This window comes from Allobosea sp. GW822-FHT05A11 (assembly GCF_058800455.1).
The window spans coordinates 294,933-311,756 of record NZ_JBXAMI010000002.1 but is presented as its reverse complement, the minus strand read 5'-3'; the positions used below and the strand labels follow the sequence as shown (position 1 = coordinate 311,756).

Sequence of the window (16,824 nt, the reverse complement as noted above, 5' to 3'; positions counted from 1 at the left end):
GCCCGACGAGTCTTGCGCCGAGCCAGTCCTGCGCTGATCGAAGAGATGTTCGGCGTCGACGGCGCTTTCATCGCCGCCGCTTCGCTTGCCATACTGGGAACCGGTGTCGCCGCCTGCCGAGGCGGCGATGCTGTAACGGAAGGAAGGCAGAGATGGCGTGGCGGATCGGGATCGATTCCGGGGGCACATTCACCGATGTCTGCCTGTTCGACGACGCGACCGGCATGGTCGCTGTCTGGAAGGTGCCGTCGACGCCTGACGATCCTTCCCGCGCCATCGCGCGCGGCACGCAGGAAGGCGTCGAGCGCGTCGGCGCCAGTCCCGGCGACATCGCCTATTTCGGCCATGGCACCACGGTCGGCACCAACGCCCTGATCCAGCATCGCGGCGTGAAGACGGGACTGATCACCACCGAAGGCTTCCGCGACCTGATCGAGATCGGCCGGCAGAAGCGGCCGGATCTCTACGACCTCCAGGCCGACAAGGCCCCGCCGCTGGTCACCCGCGACCTGCGCTTCGGCGTCGCCGAGCGTGTCCGCCATGATGGCACGGTCGAGACGCCGCTCGACGAGGAGGCTGTCAGGCAGGCGGCGCGGGCGTTGAAGGCGGAGGGCGTCAAGGCGGTCGCCATCGGCTTCCTCTACGGCTTCGTCCGGCCGGAGCACGAGGAAGCCGCCAAGCGCATCGTCACTGAGGAATTCCCGGAGGCCTTCATCTGCGCCTCGCATGAGGTCGCGCCCGAATTCCGCGAGTACGAGCGCATCTCGACCGCCGTCGTGAACGCCTATCTCGGCCCGGTCATGCAGAGTTATATCCGCCGCCTCGCCGACCGGCTGAAAGAACTCGGCCTCAAGGCGGTGCCGCATCTGACGCAGTCCAATGGCGGCGTCATCGGCTTCGACATGGCGGCGCGCCTGCCGGTGCGCACGGTGCTCTCCGGCCCCTCGACCGGCGTCGTCGCGGCGCAGGCGATCGGCGCGATGATCGGCATCCCGAACCTGATCACCTTCGACATGGGCGGCACCTCCTCGGACGTCGCCCTGCTCGACGATGGCGAGGCCAAGCTCGCCTCCGAGGCCAATGTTCACGGCTACCCGATCAAGGCGCCGATGCTCGACATCCACACGGTCGGCGCCGGCGGCGGCTCGCTCGCCGCGATCGATTCCGGCGGCCTGCTCAAGGTCGGGCCGCGCTCGGCCGGCGCCGATCCGGGCCCGGTCTGCTATGGGCGCGGCGCGACCGAGCCTGCCGTCACCGACGCCAATGTCGTGCTCCAGACCTTGAATCCGACGCATCTGCTCGGCGGCCGCATGCCGATCGACCAGAGCCTGTCGAAACAGGCGATCGGTCGGCTCGCCGACGAACTCGGCCTCGATGTGATGGCGACGGCGCAGGGCATCATCTCGGTCGTCACCGCCAACATGGCCAAGGCGATCCGCGTCATCAGCGTCCAGCGCGGCCATGATCCGCGCGATTACGCGCTGGTCGCCTTCGGCGGGGCCGGGCCACTGCACGCGGCAAGGCTCGCGCGCGAACTCGACATGAAGCGCATTGTCGTGCCGCGCAATCCCGGCATCGGCTGCGCGCTCGGCCTGCTGCTCACCGACCTGCGGGCCAATTTTGCCACGACCCGGCTCGCGACGCTCTCCGACACGCTGGTCCCCGACATGGCGGAGATCTTCGTCGCCCTGCAGGAACAGGCGGATCACTGGTTCGAAGAGGAGGGCGTTGCCTCGGCCGACCGCCGGCTGAAGCGCACCGCCGACCTGCGCTATCACGGCCAGAACTACGAACTCGGCATCGACGTGCCGGACGGGCCGATCACTCCTGCCACGATCGCCGCGCTTGCGGAAGGTTTCGCCGCCGCCCATAAGCGGCTCTACGGCTTCGTCGCCGAAGGCGAGGCGGTCCAGCTCGTGACTTATCGCGTCGAGGCGGTCGGCCTCGTGCCTAAGGCTGCCTTCCGGCCGGAGCCCGATGCCGGGCCGGATGCGTCCCACGCCGTCATCGGCAGCCGCGAGGTCTGGTTCCCCGAGGCCGGCGGCTTCGTCGCTTGCCCGATCTATGACCGCGACAAGCTCAAATCCGGCAACCGCTTCGCCGGCCCGGCCATCGTCGAGCAGATGGATTCAACCACCGTTCTGCTGCCGGGCATGACCGCGACGGTCGAGCCCTATCTCAACCTGATCCTGGAGATGCCGTGATGACCGCGACCGCATCCGTCAGCGTCGACCCGATCACCGTCGAGGTCATCGGCTCCTCCTTCGCCTCGATCGCCGAGGAGATGGGCGAAGCTCTGGTCAAGGCGAGCTACTCGACCAACATCAAGGAGCGCCGCGACTGCTCGACCGCGCTCTTCGATATCGAGGGCCAGACGCTCTGTCAGGCCGAGCACATCCCGATGCATCTCGGCTCCTTCATCGGCATCATCCCGCATATCCTGAAGCGCCACTCCGTCGCGGAGATGAAGCCGGGCGACGTCTTCATCGGCAACGACGCCTATGAGGGCGGCGGCACGCATCTGCCGGACATCGTGCTGGCCGAGCCCGTCTTCCACGAAGGCGTGATGATCGCCTGGGCGGTCAACACCGCCCACCATTCCGATTTCGCCGATCGCGGCCATGCCCATATCTATCAGGAGGGCCTGCGCATCCCGCCGATCCGCCTCTATGACGGCGGCGTGCTGATGAAGGACGTGCAGGAGCTGATCCTGCTCAACTGTCAGGTCCCGCGCGAGCGCCTCTCGGATCTGCGCGCCCAGATGGCGGCGAACCGGCTCGGCGTCGAGCGCCTGCGCGCGCTCTGCGACAAATACGGCCGCGACACCGTGCTCGCCGCCGGCAAGGCGCTGCAGGACTATGCCGAACGCAAGATGCGCGCCGGCATCGCCTCGATCCCCGACGGGACCTATCGCTTCTCGGATTCCTTCGACAATCCCGAGATCGACGAGGCGCTGACCTTCTCGGTCGCGATCACCGTCGCGGGCGAGGAGATGCGGCTGGCCTTCGACTCGCCGCCGCAGATGCGAGCCGGCTTCAACATGGTCTACACCGCGCTGCTCTCGACCGTGTATTACGCGGTCAAGACCGTGGCCGACCCGACCATCCCGCCCAATGCCGGGCTCGCCCGGCCGCTTACCGTCACCGCGACGGAAGGCACGGTGCTGAACTGCGTGCACCCGGCTGCCGTCAACGGCCGCATCGCCGCCTGCCAGCGCGTCGTCGACCTGATCCATGGCGCGCTCGCGCAGGCCGTGCCGGATCGGGTGATCGCGGCCTGTTCGGGCGCGGTCGCCTCGGCCACCTTTGCCGGCGAGCAGCCGGGCAGCGGCGAGCTCTGGGTCTATCTGGAGACGATCGGCGGCGGTTCCGGCGCCCGCACCAACAAGGACGGGCTCCACGGCGTCCATGTCCATATGACCAACACCTCGAACCTGCCGGTCGAGGCGCTGGAGCTGGAATACCCGCTGACCCTGCTGCGCTACGAGCTGGTCGACGGTTCGGGCGGGGACGGCCGCCAACGCGGCGGCATGGGCCTGCGCCGCGTCTACCGGGCGGAGGCGCCGTGCCGCCTGAGCGTCGACAACTCGCGGCTGACCTCGCGGCCCTGGGGCCTCGCCGGTGGCGGCGAAGGGCAGGGCGGATCGTTTTCCTTCAGCGAGGGCGTCGTCCCCTTCTTCAAGGGCGACGGCGCGCTGGAAAAGGGCCAGATTGTCGAGATCATCACGCCCGGCGCCGGCGGCTACGGCCCGGCCGCGGAGCGCAGCGCCGAGGCGCGGGCACGCGACAAGGCCGAGCAGCGGGGGTGAGATGGGTTGGCGAGGGCTGCGGCCCTCGCTCTGCGCCGCTTAGGCGGCAAGCCACAACAACGAGCGCGGCGACAGCCTGAGCGTCGCCCCGCTGCCGACCTCGAACAGGCCGCTGCCGGACTGGAACGGCACGTCGACCGCCACCTCTGTCGTGCCGATACGGACGCCGTAGCGCACGCTGGCGCCAAGGAACTCGCGATTGGCGACGGTGCAGGGTAGAGCCAGCATCCCATCGCTGGCCGGGCCCGCATCACCGAGACTGGCATGCTGAGGCCGGAAGACCAGCTTGGCGCCTTCCGGCACCTGAGCATCGGCCGGAACCGGAACCCGCGTCCCGCCCTCGATCTCGAAGACTCGGGTCCCGCCGCTACCGGAAAGCTTGCCGCCAAGGATATTCGCCGTTCCGAGGAAGCCGGCGACGAACAGGTTCGCCGGTCGCTCGTAAAGCTCCATCGGCGTGCCGACCTGCTGCACGATGCCGTCGTTCATCACGGCGATCCGGTCGCAGATCGTGTTTGCCTCCTCCTGGTCGTGGGTGACGAAGATCGTGGTCAGGCCCAGCCGCTGCTGCAGGTCGCGCAATTCACGGCGCACCTGCACGCGCATCTTGGCGTCGAGATTGGAGAGCGGCTCGTCGAGCAGCAGCACCTTGGGCTCGACCGCGACGGTGCGCGCCACCGCGACGCGCTGCTGCTGGCCGCCCGAGAGTTGCGACGGCCGCCGCTCGGCGAGATGGGCGAGCCCGACGAGCCCCAGCGCCGCTTCCACGCGCCGCTCGACCTCGGCACGCTTCACGCCGCGTTCCTCCAGTCCGAAGGCGACGTTGCGGCGTACCGTCATATGCGGCCACAGCGCATAGGACTGGAAGACCATGCCGACATCGCGCTTCCACGGCGGCAGGTCGGTGATCGGCTTGCCGCCGATCCGGACCTCGCCGGTATCGGCATGGTTGAAGCCGGCGATCAGGCGCAGCAGCGTGGTCTTGCCGCAGCCGGACGGGCCGAGGAAGGCGAAGAACTCGCCCGGCTCGATCGCCAGGTTGACGTCCTTGAGCACATGATTGGTGCCGTAGGACAGGTTGACGCCTTCGATGTCGACGGAGACGGCGGGCGTGGTCAGGGAGACGGTCGCGTTCATGATCAGTGGCCCATTCCCTTGGCCTTCTGGCTGCGTTCGATGATGAGATGGGAGAGGAAGGTGCAGGCCGCGACGAGGATCACCGCGACGACACCGAGCGCCGCACCGGGACCGCGCCCCGCCGCCGACTGCATGAAGACATAGAGCCCATAGGCCAGCGGCGCGTCGGAATTGGACTGCACCAGCATCAATGTCGCCGAGAGCTCGACGGCGGCCGTCGAGAACGAGGTGACGAAGCCGGCGAGGATGCCGCCCGCCATCAGGGGTACGACGATGCGCCGGACCGTGCGCGCCTTGGTCGCTCCGAGGTTCTCGGCAGCTTCTTCCAGCGAGACCGAAATCTGCTGGAGTGCCGCATAGCAGGCTCGCAAAGCATAGGGCAGGCGCCGGATCGCCAGCGCCATCACGATGGTGATCCAGAGCGCGGCGAGCGGCGTCCCGTCCGGCAGGGTGATGCCGTAGAAGGTCCTGAGATAGCCGATGCCGAGCACCACGCCGGGGATGGCGAGCGCGGCCGAGGCCATCCAGTCGAGCCATTCGCGGCCGATCAACCTCGTGCGCAGCACCAGATAGGCGATGGCGACGCCGAGCACGACGTCGATGCCGCCGGCGATCGAGGCATAGATCAGCGTGTTCTTGATGTAGACCGAGCTCTCGCCGAAGACGCGGGCGTAGTGCGCCGTGGTGAAGGCATCGGGCAGCGGCGAGAACGACCAGATCGTGGCGAAGGAGAGCAGCAGCAGGCCCAGATGCGGCGCCAGCACCAGCGCCAGGATCAGGATGACGATACCGTAGCCGAACACGGCCTCCATCGGCGTCATCACCCGCTTGGCGAGGCCGCCGCCGCCGCGCTGCGTCGTGGCGTAGTCGCGTCCCTTCAAGGCCCGCGCCGAGAGCCACATCGCCAGCACGGAGGCGATGATCAGCACGACCGAGATGACATAGCCCATCGGGTCGGCGATGCCGATCGAGGTCACCCTGAGATAGGCCTGCGGCGCCAGCATGTCCTTGACGTTGAGCAGGAGCGGCGTGGCGAGATCGTCGAAGACCTTGACGAAGACGAGCGAGGCGCCGGCGAGGTAGCCCGGCATCGCCAGCGGGAAGACGATGCGCCGGAACAGCCGGAAGCCGGAGGAGCCGAGATTCTGCGCGGCCTCTTCCATGGCGCGGTCGACATTGCGCAGCGCCGCCGAGAGGTTGATCAGGATGAACGGGAAATAATGGACGGACTGGACGAAGATGACGCCGTTCAGCCCCTCCATGAAGTCGATCTTGAAGCCGAACCAGTCGTCGAGCAGCAGGTTGATCGAGCCGTTGCGGCCGAAGAAGAGCTGCATCGCCACCGCGCCGACGAAGGGCGGCATGATCAATGGCAGGAAGCCGAGCGTCTGGACGATGGCCGCGCCGCGGAAGACGAAGCGCGTCGTCAGATAGGCCAGCGGCAGGGCGAAGACCGAGGCCCAGACCACTGACATCGCAGAGACATAGAACGAGTTCCATAACGAGCGCATGAACAGCTCGGTGCGGACGAAATCGTAGAAATTCACCAGCGTGAAGGTAGAGGTGCCCTTCTCGGTGAAGGCGACATAGATCACCGTCGCCACCGGCAGCACCAGGAACATCAGCAGGAAGGCGGCGATCGCCAGCGCCAGCGCGATCTGGCCGGGCGTGCCGGCGATGCGACGGGGGCGGGGAACCGAGGTCGGAATGGCTGTCATGGGTGCGGCCGGGTGTCATCCCGTGCGCGCTGCGGCATGCAAATGCCGCTGCGCAGACACGGGACCGTCTTCAGGAAAAGGCGCCTACTGGTCGCGCGGTCCCGTGTCTGCGCCGCAGCGTTTCACGCTGCAGCGCGCACGGGAAGACCCGCGGGACGACGATGACGCGTGCGCTTACTTTGCCGCCTTCAGCGCCTCTTCCGCCTTGGCCTTGGCCTTGGCGTAGTTGTCGCGGGCGAAGCTCGCCCACTGCGCCTCGACCTCGGCCTGGCGGGCGCCCTTCTCCTTGCCGCCGGTGAAGGCGCCGCGCAGCTCGGGGCTCGCGGCCTGCGCCTCGCTCACCGGCATGGCGGCGATCAGGACGCGGGCCTCATCGGCCAGCGCTTTCGCCTTGTCGTTCGGCTTCTTGGCCAGCGCCGCATCGACCTCGTGCAGCACCTTGGTGACACCCTTCAGCCCGTCGAGCTGGAAGGAGATCATCTGGTCGAACAGCGTATCGACGACCGCGGTGCGGCCTTCCGATTTGTCGACGTCGAAGCCGATCATCTTCTGGAAGCGCGGATCGGTGAAGGGGTTCGGATAGTCGGCGCCGGCCTTGGCATAGACGGCCGGGTTGACCGGCAGGCGGCGGATGCCGGGCTCGAGCAGCACCTCCTGGCCCGTCGGCGAGAGCAGGAACTCGATGAAGGCTTCGGCCGCAGCCTTGTTCGGCGGGTTGGCGATGATGCCGACATTGGCCGGGACCACGGTCGTCACGCTCGGATAGACGAACTTGACCGGGAAACCGGAGGCCTGGGCCGAGAAGGCGAAGAAGTCGATGACGATGCCGACGCCGACCTGGCCGGAATTGACCTGCTCCGGCACGCCGAAGGAGCGCTCGTTGATCGAGCGGAAATTGCCGGCCATCTCCTTGATGGTGCGCCAGCCCTTGTCCCAGCCCTCGCCCTGCAGGATCGTCTCGATCGTCAGGTGCGTCGTGCCGGAGCGCGACGGCGCCGCGATCGACACATGGTCGTAGAACACCGGCTTGGCGAGATCCTGCCAGTCCTTGGGCTCGGGCAGCTTGTTGGCCTTGGCGTAACGGTCGTTCCACATGATGCCGTAGCCGGAGGCCGCGAAGCCGAAATAGAAGCCGGCGGGATCGTTGATCGGATAGGAGCCGATCTTCTCGGGGATGCCGGTCGCCTTGGGCTTGTAGGCGGTGAGCAGCTTCTTGCCCTTCAGCACCTCGAAGGCATCGGGCGCCGAGGCCCAGAACAGGTCGACCTGGTTATTGGCCTTGGTCTCCTCGACATATTTCACGCCGGCATTGGTGTTGCGGTTCTGCACTTCGAGCGTGACGCCCGGAACCGCCTTCTCGAAGGCCTTCTTGATCGGATCGGTGACGTCCTTGGAGAAGGAGGTCACCACCGTGACCTTGCCGGCTGGCGCCTGCGCCAGCGCGATGGCCGTAAACGAGGCGCTGAGCGACAGGCCGAGGGTGGCCGCGAGCGCGAGCCTGCGATTGAGCATGATTTCCTCCGAAGCGTTTTTTCTGTTCGACGTCGAGGTCGATGGCTTCTTCTCAGCAACGGTGATGCCAAGTGTCGGCGGCTTTGATTCCATTGCGGAATTCGGAAGGAAGGGTCTTCAGATACCCAATTTCGGGGGCATGGCGGTAACCTGCCGAAGCGCCCGATGGGTCATCGCGGTAACATCGAGGCTCAGTCTGCGAGCGCGGCGGCGCCGCTCAGGCCGTAACGGCGCATCTTCAGGTAGAGCGTCTTGCGGGTGATGCCGAGCGCGGCGGCGGTGACGCCGATGCGTCCGTTATGGCGCTTCAAGGCGGCGCCGATCGCCTCCGCCTCGGCGATGGCGACCAGCTCCTCCAGCGTGCGCTCTGCACCATCGGAGGCTGAGGCGCCGGCATCTTCATCCTCGAAATCCTCATCCATGCCGAGCAGGCTGCGCTCGGCGGCGTTGCGCAATTCGCGCACGTTCCCCGGCCAGTCCTGCCGCGTCAGCCGCTGCAAGAGGTCCCGCCCGAGCGGCGGGGCCGAGCGGCCGACGCGCGCGGCGGCGAGCGCGAGGAAGTGCTGGAACAGCAGCGGGATGTCCTCGCGGCGATCGCGCAGGGGCGGCAGGCGCAGGGTCACGACGTTCAGCCGGTAGACCAGGTCCTCGCGGAAACCTCCGGCCTTGGCCAGCGCAGCGAGGTCGCTCTTGGTCGCGGCGACGATGCGGATATCGACCGCGATCTCCTTGTTGGAGCCGAGACGCTCGATCCGGCGCTCCTGCAGCGCGCGCAGCAGGCGCACCTGCGCCGCCATCGGCATCGACTCGATCTCGTCGAGGAAGAGCGTGCCGCCACTGGCGTGCTCGATCTTGCCGATCCGCCGCGCGCGCGCGCCGGTGAAGGCGCCGGCCTCGTGCCCGAACAATTCGCTCTCGACCATGGTCTCGGGGATCGCCCCGCAATTCACCGCGACGAAGCGCCCGGCGCGGCGATTGCCGAGATCGTGGAGCGCGCGCGCCGCCACCTCCTTGCCGGTCCCGGTCTCGCCGAAGAGCAGCACGTCGGTATCGGCATCGGCCAGCAGGGCCAGCCGGCTGCGCAGCTTTGCCATTGTCGGCGAATGGCCCACGAGTCGGGTCGACCATGGATCTTCGCGATTCGCGCCCGCCCTGAGCGAGCGATTCTCGATGATCAGCCGGCGGTATTCGCTGGCGCGCCGGATCGTCTCGATCAGGCGGACCGGATCGGCCGGCTTTTCGACGAAATCCCAGGCACCTTCGCGGATCGCCTTCACCGCCATGGGAACATCGGCATGGCCGGTGATCAGTACGACCGGGATCTCCGCATCGACGGCGGTCACCGCGGAAAGCAGCCCGAACCCATCGCGGCCGGGCATGCGGACATCGCTGACCAGCACGACGGAGGCGTCGCGGCCAAGCTCGGCGAGCGCCGCATCGCCCGAGCGCTTGGCCACGACCGCGAAGCCTTCGAGCTCCAGCGTCAACCGCCAGGCTTCGAGCACCTCGGCATCGTCATCGACGAGGACGACCTTGGGAGCGCTCATGCGTCGATTTCCAGCGGGGCCATGACGTGGACTGTCGTCCCTTCGAGGGTGATCAGGAAGCGCGTGCCTTCGGGGCCGGTCTCGGCAACGGCCAGCGTGCCGCCAAGGTCCTTGATGATGTTGTAGGACAGCGAGAGGCCGAGGCCGAGCCCCGAGCCGACCGGCTTGGTCGTGAAGAACGGGTCGAAGATGCGTTCCAGATGCGCCCGGTCGATGCCGGGTCCGCTATCCTCGACCCAGATCTCGACCCTTTGGCCGCTTCGGCGGGCCCCGATCGCGATCGTCGCGCCGTCGATGCCGGCGACGGCGTCGAGCGCGTTCGCGACGAGATTGACCAGCACCTGCTCCAGCCGGATTTCCTCGGCATGGACATGGAGGCGTCCCGCCGGGAGGTCCCGCTGGAGCGTCACGCGCTCGGCGTCGAAGCGCGGCCCGAACAGCGACAGCGCGGTCTCGACGACATCGCCGACCGCAACCGGCGCCAGAACAACGCCGGGCTTGCGGGCGAAGCGCCTGAGATGTGCGATCAGGTCGGCCGCACGCGTCGTCAGCGCCTGTATGCGGCCGATCGCCTTTCGGGCCTCCTCGGGCCGGCCCCGCTCCAGCAGCAGCGCGCCGTTATGAGCGTGGGAGCGGATCGCGGCGAGCGGCTGGTTGAGCTCATGGCTCAGGCCCGCCGCCATTTGTCCCAGCGCCGCGAGCTTGGCCGCCTGGATCAGGTCGTCGCGGGTCTGCTGGAAGACGGCGAGTGCGCGGGTGAGGTCGCCGAGCTCGTCATTGCCCGCCTTCGGCAGTAGCGCCGAGGACTGGCCGCTGGCGATGCTGGTCGCGGCCTCGGTCAGGACCCGCAGGCGCGCCACCAGATGGCGCCGGACATAGAACCAGCCGATCAGCAGCGCGCCCAATAGCGAGGCTGCCGCGATGGCGAGCAGCAGGTTGCGGCCGAGCCGGATCGCCTCGGCCGAGCGGTCGGCGGCCTCCTTCGCCACGGCCTCGGTTCGCCGCACCTCCTGCGAGACCAGCGTGCCGAGTTCCGTGACGAGGCGACGGCTCTCCGAGATCAGGCGCTGCGCATCGGCGAGCGCAGCAAGCTCGGAGCGCTTGAGGCCAGGCAGGCCGGTCGTGGTGTCCGCAAGCCCGATCAGGCGCTGCGTGATCTGCCGGACCGTGATCGTGTCGGCCCAGCCCGCAAGCGCCTTGGCCTCGACTTCGAGCTGGTCGACCGCCTCGCCGATGACATGGCCGGTCTGCTCCATGTCCTCGCGGGTCTGGACCGTGCCGAGCCGCCCGAATAGACCGACGATCAGATTGGCCTGGGCGTTCAGCGTCATCAGCGCTTCGCTCTTGCGGGTCTCCTCGCGGATCGTGTTCGGTTTGGCCGAGGATGACGCCTCGTTGCCGCTCTGGCCGAGTGCCGTATCGATATTGAAGCGGGCATCGTCGGTCAGCGGCTCGATCTCGTCGATGAGGTCGGCCTGGAGCCAGCGCAATTCCTCGCTGACGCCGCGGATGCGCTCCGCCAGCGTGAAGCGGCGCCCCGAGACGTCGTCGATCGCGCCGAGATTGCGGCGGATTTCCGCCGCCACGGCGGTCAGCGCGGGTGCGTCGAAGCCGCTGCCCGCTCGCTCGGACAAAACTTTGTCGAGCTCGTTCAAGCGCTCGCCGACCACGCGCCTTCCGCGATCATAACCGTCGCGCCGTTCGGCATTGGCGAGTTCCGGCATGCCGGCGATGACGCGGGCGCTGGCTTCCGCCAGCCGTGCAGCGGAAGCGAGGCCGGGCAGATGCTCGCGGGCGATCGCCGCCAGCTCCTTGCTGAGCCGCTCATAGGAGATGACGCCTACGATGCCGGCGCCGACCGCAAAGAGGCCGACGCCGAGGAAGGCCGCGATCAACCGTCCGCCGATGCCGAAGCGGCGCCTGGACAAGGCGGGCGTCATGGCCTGCTCCCGGTCAGGCTTTCGTCGCGCCAGCCCAGCGCGGTCAGCCGCTCGGCCGCCTGCTGCAGGCTGTCGCCGGCCTCGGTTGCGTGAGTCACGATCGCGTTCCGGAGTGCGGCTTCGATGCGCGCCTGCTCCTCGGGCACGGGCAGGCCGCGCGGCACGCGGACGATATTCTGGAAACGCCCGGGCTCTCCGAGTTCGGCAGCGGAGACCGGCGGCTGCGTCAGGGCGGCTCGCGCCCGGGTCAGGAGCTTGGCGGCCTGCTCGTCGGGGCGCGTGAGCAGGGCCGCTTCCATCGCCTGCAGGCTGCGCCAGAGCCTGGCATGCTCGGTGCGGCGGAAGGTGATCCACTCGTCGAAGATCAGGTTGACCAGCTCGTAGCGCCCGGCAGAAAGCCCAGCGTCGAAGCCAGTGCGGTTGAAGATGCCTTCGGTCTCCGAAAGATGTGGAGGTGTCTCGTCCGGCCCATAGGCGGCCGGCGAGACGGCAAGGCGCCCGATCCGCGGCTCGCGCAGCATCTTCTGCCCTTCGGGCGAGAGCACGAAGTCGATGAAGAGTTCTGCCTCCTTCGGATTGGGCGAGGTCGCAAGCCTTGCGATGCTGGCGGGCGCGAACAAGGTCTCGCCGGGCAGTACGAAGCGGTTGCCCTCGCCCTCGGTCGTCCTGGCCTCCGTCAGGAAATCAATGGAGATGCCGATGCCGAAGCGGCCGCGGGCGACGCCGGCGGTGACGCCGAAGCTGCGCGCCGTGATCGTCGCGAGATTGCCGCCGATCGCCGACCACAGGGCCCAGCCGCGCTCCCAGCCGAGCGATTGCAGCAGCGCCTCGACCATGAGGTGCGTGGTGCCGGAGCGGGCAGGCGAGGTCAGGCCGATATGCCCGGCATAGACCGGGGCGGCGAGATCGGCCCAGTTGCGCGGTACCGGCAGGCCGCGCGCCGCGAGGTAGGCGGGGTTGTAGACCAGCCCGTAGCCCGAGACGGCGAAGCCGAGATAGCGATGATCGGGATCATTGACCGGATAGCCGGCGATGGTCTCCGGCGCGCCGGTCGCCCGCGGCTGCAACGGCGCCAGCAGGTTCGCGCGCTTCAGCAGTTCGAAGGCATCGGGCGCGGAAGCCCAGAACAGGTCGGCATCTGGTCGCTTCTGTGTGCGGATATCGATGACGGCCGCCGTGGTCTTGCGCTGCACGACCTCGACCGCGATGTCGGGATGCCGGTTGCGGAAAGCGTTGCGGAAGGGCTCGAAGAACGAGGGCGGGAACGAGGTGATGATCTGGACGCGACGTCCCTCGGCCATGCCGATGGCAGGCCAGCCGAAGGCCAGCACGGCGATGAAGACAAGCCTGATCTCTGCGGCGAAGCGGGCCATGAATCCGTCATATAGCCGGCTTGCAGGTCCGGCTAGGCTGCCGCGCGTCAGTCGAATTCCTTCTTGAACTTCTCGCTGACGGCCGTGGCGGTGCGGAAGCGTTCGATCGAGAACGGTTCCAGCGGCGTCGGTGTTTCGCCGTCGACGATCATCTCGCTGAGGCACAGGCCCACACCGGGACCGATCTGGAAGCCGTGGCCGCAGAAGCCGAAGGCATGGAACAGGCCGGGCGTCGTCCCGCTCGGGCCGATCACCGGGATCATGTCGGGCAGATAGGCCTCGATGCCGGACCAGACGCGGATGACATGGCACTGCGCCAGCATCGGCGCGACGCGGGCGAGCGCCCGCATCGCCGCCAGCGTCTTCGCTGGGGGCACCGGCGCGCGGTTCGCCTGCGGATCGGCGGCGGTGCGCGGATAGCCGGCGAGGATGATGTTGCCGCGCGGGATCTGGCGGAAGATCACCGAGCCGTCGATCGCCTGCACCGAAGGCTCGATTCGATAGGGGAAAGGCTCGGTCACGAATTGCGGTGGGCCGGCTGGAAAGACCGGCGCGGTCTCGCCGAAACGCTCGGCGATCTCCAGCGCCCAGGCCCCGGCGCAGTTGACCAGCGCGTCGCAGCTCAGCCTGCTGCCATCGGCCAGCGTCAGCGAAAAACCGTCGCCTTCGCGGTCCACGGCTGTGACGCGCGTGTTCTCAAGAATGGTGGCGCCATGTCTCGCTGCTGCCCGTGCCACGGCCGGGGTGGCGAGCCTTGGATTGGCGGTGGCGTCGCGTGCCGAGAAGGTCGCGGCCATGGCGCGCTCGCCGAGCCAGGGCCAGCGTCGGCGCAGATCGGCCGGGCCGACCCGCTCGATCGCAAGCCCGTAGGATTCGGAGACCTTGGCGTAGCCTTCGAGCTTCGCGTGCTCCTCCTCGTCATAGGCGAGGTAGAGATGACCGGTCTGCTCGAACTCGCAGCCTTCGCCGATCAGTGCGTCGAAATCCTCCCACAGCGCCTGCGAGCGCAGCGACAACGGATACTGGCCGGGAAAGCGGCCCTGCAGGCGCAGGTTGCCGAAATTGACACCGCTCGACTGGGCGCCGACGACCCCCTTTTCGATCAGCGTTGCGCGCTGTCCACGCTTGGCGAGGAAGAAGGCGGTCCAGGCGCCGATCAGCCCGCCGCCGATAATCGCGACGTCCGTGGTCCGCGCGCTCATGCCGGTTCTTCCGCGGCGGCGAGTGCGATCGGCTTGACCGGCGCCTGCCCGCGCAGGCGCCCGGCGGATTCGCCGCCTTGTCCTGTTCCGGCCGCGACGATCTCCTGCAGAGCCGGTCCGCAGACGCGGCCCTGGCAGCGCCCCATGCCGCAGCGGGTCATCGCCTTGACGCGGTTGACCTCGACCGGGCCGAGGCTTTGCGCCATGGCGGCGCGGACCTCGCCGATGGTGACGTTCTCGCAGCGGCAGAGCGTGACGGAATCGGGCAGGGCGGCGATCTGCTGCTTCGGCCAGGCGAAGGCCCGCGCCAGCCCGCGTTGAAAGCCACGCAGCCGCGCGACCCGTCGTGCCAGCGGCCTGATCGCCGCGATATCCTGCGGCCGGCCGAGATCGGAGAGGATGGCATGGGCAGCGAGCGCCCCGCTCGCCTCCGCTGCATCGGCGCCGCCGATCCGCACGCCATCGCCGGCGAGGTAGAGCCCTGGCCGCGCCCGGCCGAAGCCGTCGATCTTCGGCAGGAACAGCCGGAAATCCGGGTCGTAGGCGAAGTCCGCTCCGGCGAGATCGGCGAGCTGCGTCTCGGGCTTGAGGCCATAGCCGAGCGCAACCGCATCGCAGGCGAAACGCCGCTCGCGTCCACTGCCGTCGCGCAGGACGAGAGCCTCGACACGGCCGTCTCCCTCGACGGCGACCGGCGTCACGCCATGCAACGTCGGGATGCCCGCGCGCAGAGCCGTGGCCATATACCAGAGGCCGCGCAGCAGCGTGCGCGGCGCGCCGAGCAAGGCCGGCATCGCCGCGAGCTTGGCCGAGAATGGCGTCGTATCGGCGATCACCGCGATCTCGGCGCCCATCGCGCGATATTGCTTCGCGGCCAGCGCCAGCAAGGGCGAGGAGCCGAGGAAGGCGACGCGGCTGCCGATCAGGCAGCCCTGGTCCTTGAGCGCGACCTGCGCCCCGCCCAGTGTGAACACGCCGGGCAAGGTCCAGCCGGGCAAGGGGGCGATCCGGTCCATCGCGCCACTGGCGATCAGCAGCCTGTCGCAATCGAGCGCTTCAGCGCGGCCATCGCGCAGCAGATGCAGACGCTTGTCGTCGAGCGCCCAGACCAGTGTCTGGGGCCGGTAATCGATCTGGGGACGGAGCGCCACGAAGCGTGCGTGCAGCGCGGCGTATCGGCCGGCTTCCGAGCCCATCAGCTTGTTCATGTCGAGCGCGAGATCATCGGCCGGCCGACGATAGCCCTGTCCGCCGGCGCGTGCGCCTTCGTCGATCAGGATCGGCCTCAGCCCGTTTGCGACGAGGATTTCGGCCGCGCTGATCCCGGCCGGTCCGGCTCCGATGATGACGATCTCAGCCATGGGCGCCGGCCATCGCTTGCGGTTCGGCGAAAAGCTCCATGCCTTCGCTCACAGGCGTGGTGCAGGCCCTGATCCGGCCGCCCGTGGCGCTCCAGACCCAGCAATCCTGGCAGACCCCCATCAGGCAGAAGCCGGCACGCGGCTCGCCGCCGAATTCGAGATGGCGGATGAGGGCGCCGTTTTCCAGAAGCGCGGCGAGCACGCTGTCACCGGCGGTCGCGCGGATCGGAAGGCCGTCAAAGCTGAGGGCCACCGCCGCTCCGCTCCGAAATGCCACGCGACGGAACTGGGCTTGCGAGCGGTCCATGCGACCTCAGATTTATCTCAATGCAATAGAAGTTCGTGGATTTTGATAAATCAAATAATGTCCTGTCAAGGCCATCGGCCTGGTTTCCTCAGACGCGCGAGATGGCGTGGGCAGCGGCGATGACCAGCGAGGAGAAGCGCGAGACGACCTCCTCGTGGCTGTAGCGCGAGGTCGAGGTCGCGATATTGACGGCGGCCTCCGGGCGGCCGTGATGGTCGACCACCACCGCGGCGATCGAGGCATCGCCGAGATAGACCTCCTCGAAGGCGGTCGCGTAGCCCTGGGCGGCCGACTGGCGCAATTTCTCGCGCAGGGCCTCGCGCTCCCAGGTCGTTGAGGGCGTATGCGCCCTGCGGTCGGACGCATCGATGATCGCCATCGCCTCGCTCTCGGGCAGGCGCGACAGCATCGCGATGCCCGGTGCCGTGGCATAGGCGGGCATGCGCGTGCCGATGATAACGTCGGTGTTGAGGACGTGCCGGCTCAGGAAACGCGAGACGAAGATGATCTCGGTCTCTTCCCGCACGGTGAGGTTCACCGTCTCCTCCGTCTCCTTGCTGAGATGCATGAGATAGGGCATCGCCCGGTCGAGCAGGCGGCTGCTGCGCACGAAATGATAGCCGAGATCGAGCGTCTTGGCGGTCAGCTCGAAGCGCTTGGTCTGCGCATCCTTGCGCAGGTAGCCGAGCCTGGTGAGCGTATGGGTGAAGCGCTGGGCCGCGCTGACATCCATCCCCGTCTCGGAGGCGACCTGCGACAGGTTGAGCGTTGGGTGCTGGCGGCCGAAGGCGGAGAGCACCCGGAACGCCTTCTCGACCGAATTGACCATCAGGGCGTCGTCCTTGCGGCCGGCCTGATCGGGCGGCTGCGCCGCGCGCTTGCGGCCGGTCTCTCTCTCTTCGGGCATCGTCATCGGGCC

12 protein-coding genes are annotated in these 16,824 nt (G+C 68.1%); 2 read left to right on the top strand and 10 right to left on the bottom strand.

The window, feature by feature from the left end:
• Nucleotides 1-152: 152 nt before the first annotated feature.
• Both AC1RLU_RS06870 and AC1RLU_RS06865 read left to right on the top strand, forming a co-directional pair.
• Nucleotides 153-2,204 (top strand): hydantoinase/oxoprolinase family protein, encoded by a 2,052-nt coding sequence (locus tag AC1RLU_RS06870; protein ID WP_492794635.1) that lies wholly within the window; start codon nt 153-155, stop codon nt 2,202-2,204.
• Nucleotides 2,204-3,808 (top strand): hydantoinase B/oxoprolinase family protein, encoded by a 1,605-nt coding sequence (locus tag AC1RLU_RS06865; RefSeq protein ID WP_492794634.1) that lies wholly within the window; start codon nt 2,204-2,206, stop codon nt 3,806-3,808. The genes AC1RLU_RS06870 and AC1RLU_RS06865 overlap by 1 nt, the downstream gene beginning before the upstream one ends.
• A 39-nt stretch (nt 3,809-3,847) precedes the next feature.
• Here AC1RLU_RS06865 and AC1RLU_RS06860 read toward each other — a convergent pair whose 3' ends face one another.
• The 10 genes from AC1RLU_RS06860 to AC1RLU_RS06815 all read right to left on the bottom strand — a co-directional run bounded on the left by AC1RLU_RS06860 (nt 3,848) and on the right by AC1RLU_RS06815 (nt 16,818).
• Nucleotides 3,848-4,945 carry an ABC transporter ATP-binding protein gene (locus AC1RLU_RS06860; RefSeq protein WP_492794633.1) on the bottom strand — a complete coding sequence of 366 codons (1,098 nt, stop codon included), beginning with the start codon at nt 4,943-4,945 and terminating at the stop codon, nt 3,848-3,850.
• Nucleotides 4,946-4,947: 2 nt separating this feature from the next.
• A complete protein-coding gene (locus AC1RLU_RS06855) occupies nt 4,948-6,663 on the bottom strand; it encodes an ABC transporter permease (RefSeq protein ID WP_492794632.1) in 1,716 nt (571 codons plus the stop codon).
• A 174-nt stretch (nt 6,664-6,837) separates the two neighbouring features.
• Nucleotides 6,838-8,175 carry an ABC transporter substrate-binding protein gene (locus tag AC1RLU_RS06850; RefSeq protein WP_492794631.1) on the bottom strand — a complete coding sequence of 446 codons (1,338 nt, stop codon included), beginning with the start codon at nt 8,173-8,175 and terminating at the stop codon, nt 6,838-6,840.
• A 191-nt stretch (nt 8,176-8,366) separates the two neighbouring features.
• Nucleotides 8,367-9,722 carry a sigma-54-dependent transcriptional regulator gene (locus AC1RLU_RS06845; RefSeq protein ID WP_492794630.1) on the bottom strand — a complete coding sequence of 452 codons (1,356 nt, stop codon included), beginning with the start codon at nt 9,720-9,722 and terminating at the stop codon, nt 8,367-8,369.
• Nucleotides 9,719-11,662: an ATP-binding protein gene (locus AC1RLU_RS06840; protein WP_492794629.1), complete on the bottom strand. Its 1,944-nt coding sequence runs from the start codon at nt 11,660-11,662 to the stop codon at nt 9,719-9,721. The genes AC1RLU_RS06845 and AC1RLU_RS06840 overlap by 4 nt, the downstream gene beginning before the upstream one ends.
• Nucleotides 11,659-13,035, bottom strand: coding sequence for an ABC transporter substrate-binding protein (locus tag AC1RLU_RS06835; protein WP_492794628.1), 1,377 nt, complete (start codon nt 13,033-13,035; stop codon nt 11,659-11,661). The genes AC1RLU_RS06840 and AC1RLU_RS06835 overlap by 4 nt, the downstream gene beginning before the upstream one ends.
• Nucleotides 13,036-13,082: 47 nt before the next feature.
• Nucleotides 13,083-14,237 (bottom strand): NAD(P)/FAD-dependent oxidoreductase, encoded by a 1,155-nt coding sequence (locus tag AC1RLU_RS06830; RefSeq protein WP_492794627.1) that lies wholly within the window; start codon nt 14,235-14,237, stop codon nt 13,083-13,085.
• Nucleotides 14,234-15,598, bottom strand: coding sequence for an FAD/NAD(P)-dependent oxidoreductase (locus AC1RLU_RS06825; RefSeq protein WP_492794626.1), 1,365 nt, complete (start codon nt 15,596-15,598; stop codon nt 14,234-14,236). The genes AC1RLU_RS06830 and AC1RLU_RS06825 overlap by 4 nt, the downstream gene beginning before the upstream one ends.
• Entirely contained in the window at nt 15,591-15,851 is a 261-nt protein-coding gene (locus AC1RLU_RS06820) for a (2Fe-2S)-binding protein (RefSeq protein WP_492794625.1), read from the bottom strand. The genes AC1RLU_RS06825 and AC1RLU_RS06820 overlap by 8 nt, the downstream gene beginning before the upstream one ends.
• A gap of 142 nt (nt 15,852-15,993) precedes the next feature.
• Nucleotides 15,994-16,818, bottom strand: coding sequence for an IclR family transcriptional regulator (locus AC1RLU_RS06815; protein ID WP_244512060.1), 825 nt, complete (start codon nt 16,816-16,818; stop codon nt 15,994-15,996).
• Nucleotides 16,819-16,824 lie beyond the last annotated feature (6 nt).

Excerpts from the sequence above, each read along its gene's own strand:
- AC1RLU_RS06870 (WP_492794635.1), top strand. The coding sequence starts at position 153 with ATGGCGTGGCGGATCGGGATCGATTCCGGGGGCACATTCACCGATGTC.
- AC1RLU_RS06840 (WP_492794629.1), bottom strand. The coding sequence starts at position 11,662 with ATGACGCCCGCCTTGTCCAGGCGCCGCTTCGGCATCGGCGGACGGTTG.
- AC1RLU_RS06850 (WP_492794631.1), bottom strand. The coding sequence starts at position 8,175 with ATGCTCAATCGCAGGCTCGCGCTCGCGGCCACCCTCGGCCTGTCGCTC.
- AC1RLU_RS06830 (WP_492794627.1), bottom strand. The coding sequence starts at position 14,237 with ATGAGCGCGCGGACCACGGACGTCGCGATTATCGGCGGCGGGCTGATC.
- AC1RLU_RS06845 (WP_492794630.1), bottom strand. The coding sequence starts at position 9,722 with ATGAGCGCTCCCAAGGTCGTCCTCGTCGATGACGATGCCGAGGTGCTC.
- AC1RLU_RS06860 (WP_492794633.1), bottom strand. The coding sequence starts at position 4,945 with ATGAACGCGACCGTCTCCCTGACCACGCCCGCCGTCTCCGTCGACATC.
- AC1RLU_RS06855 (WP_492794632.1), bottom strand. The coding sequence starts at position 6,663 with ATGACAGCCATTCCGACCTCGGTTCCCCGCCCCCGTCGCATCGCCGGC.
- AC1RLU_RS06835 (WP_492794628.1), bottom strand. The coding sequence starts at position 13,035 with ATGGCCCGCTTCGCCGCAGAGATCAGGCTTGTCTTCATCGCCGTGCTG.
- AC1RLU_RS06825 (WP_492794626.1), bottom strand. The coding sequence starts at position 15,598 with ATGGCTGAGATCGTCATCATCGGAGCCGGACCGGCCGGGATCAGCGCG.
- AC1RLU_RS06865 (WP_492794634.1), top strand. The coding sequence starts at position 2,204 with ATGACCGCGACCGCATCCGTCAGCGTCGACCCGATCACCGTCGAGGTC.
- AC1RLU_RS06815 (WP_244512060.1), bottom strand. The coding sequence starts at position 16,818 with ATGACGATGCCCGAAGAGAGAGAGACCGGCCGCAAGCGCGCGGCGCAG.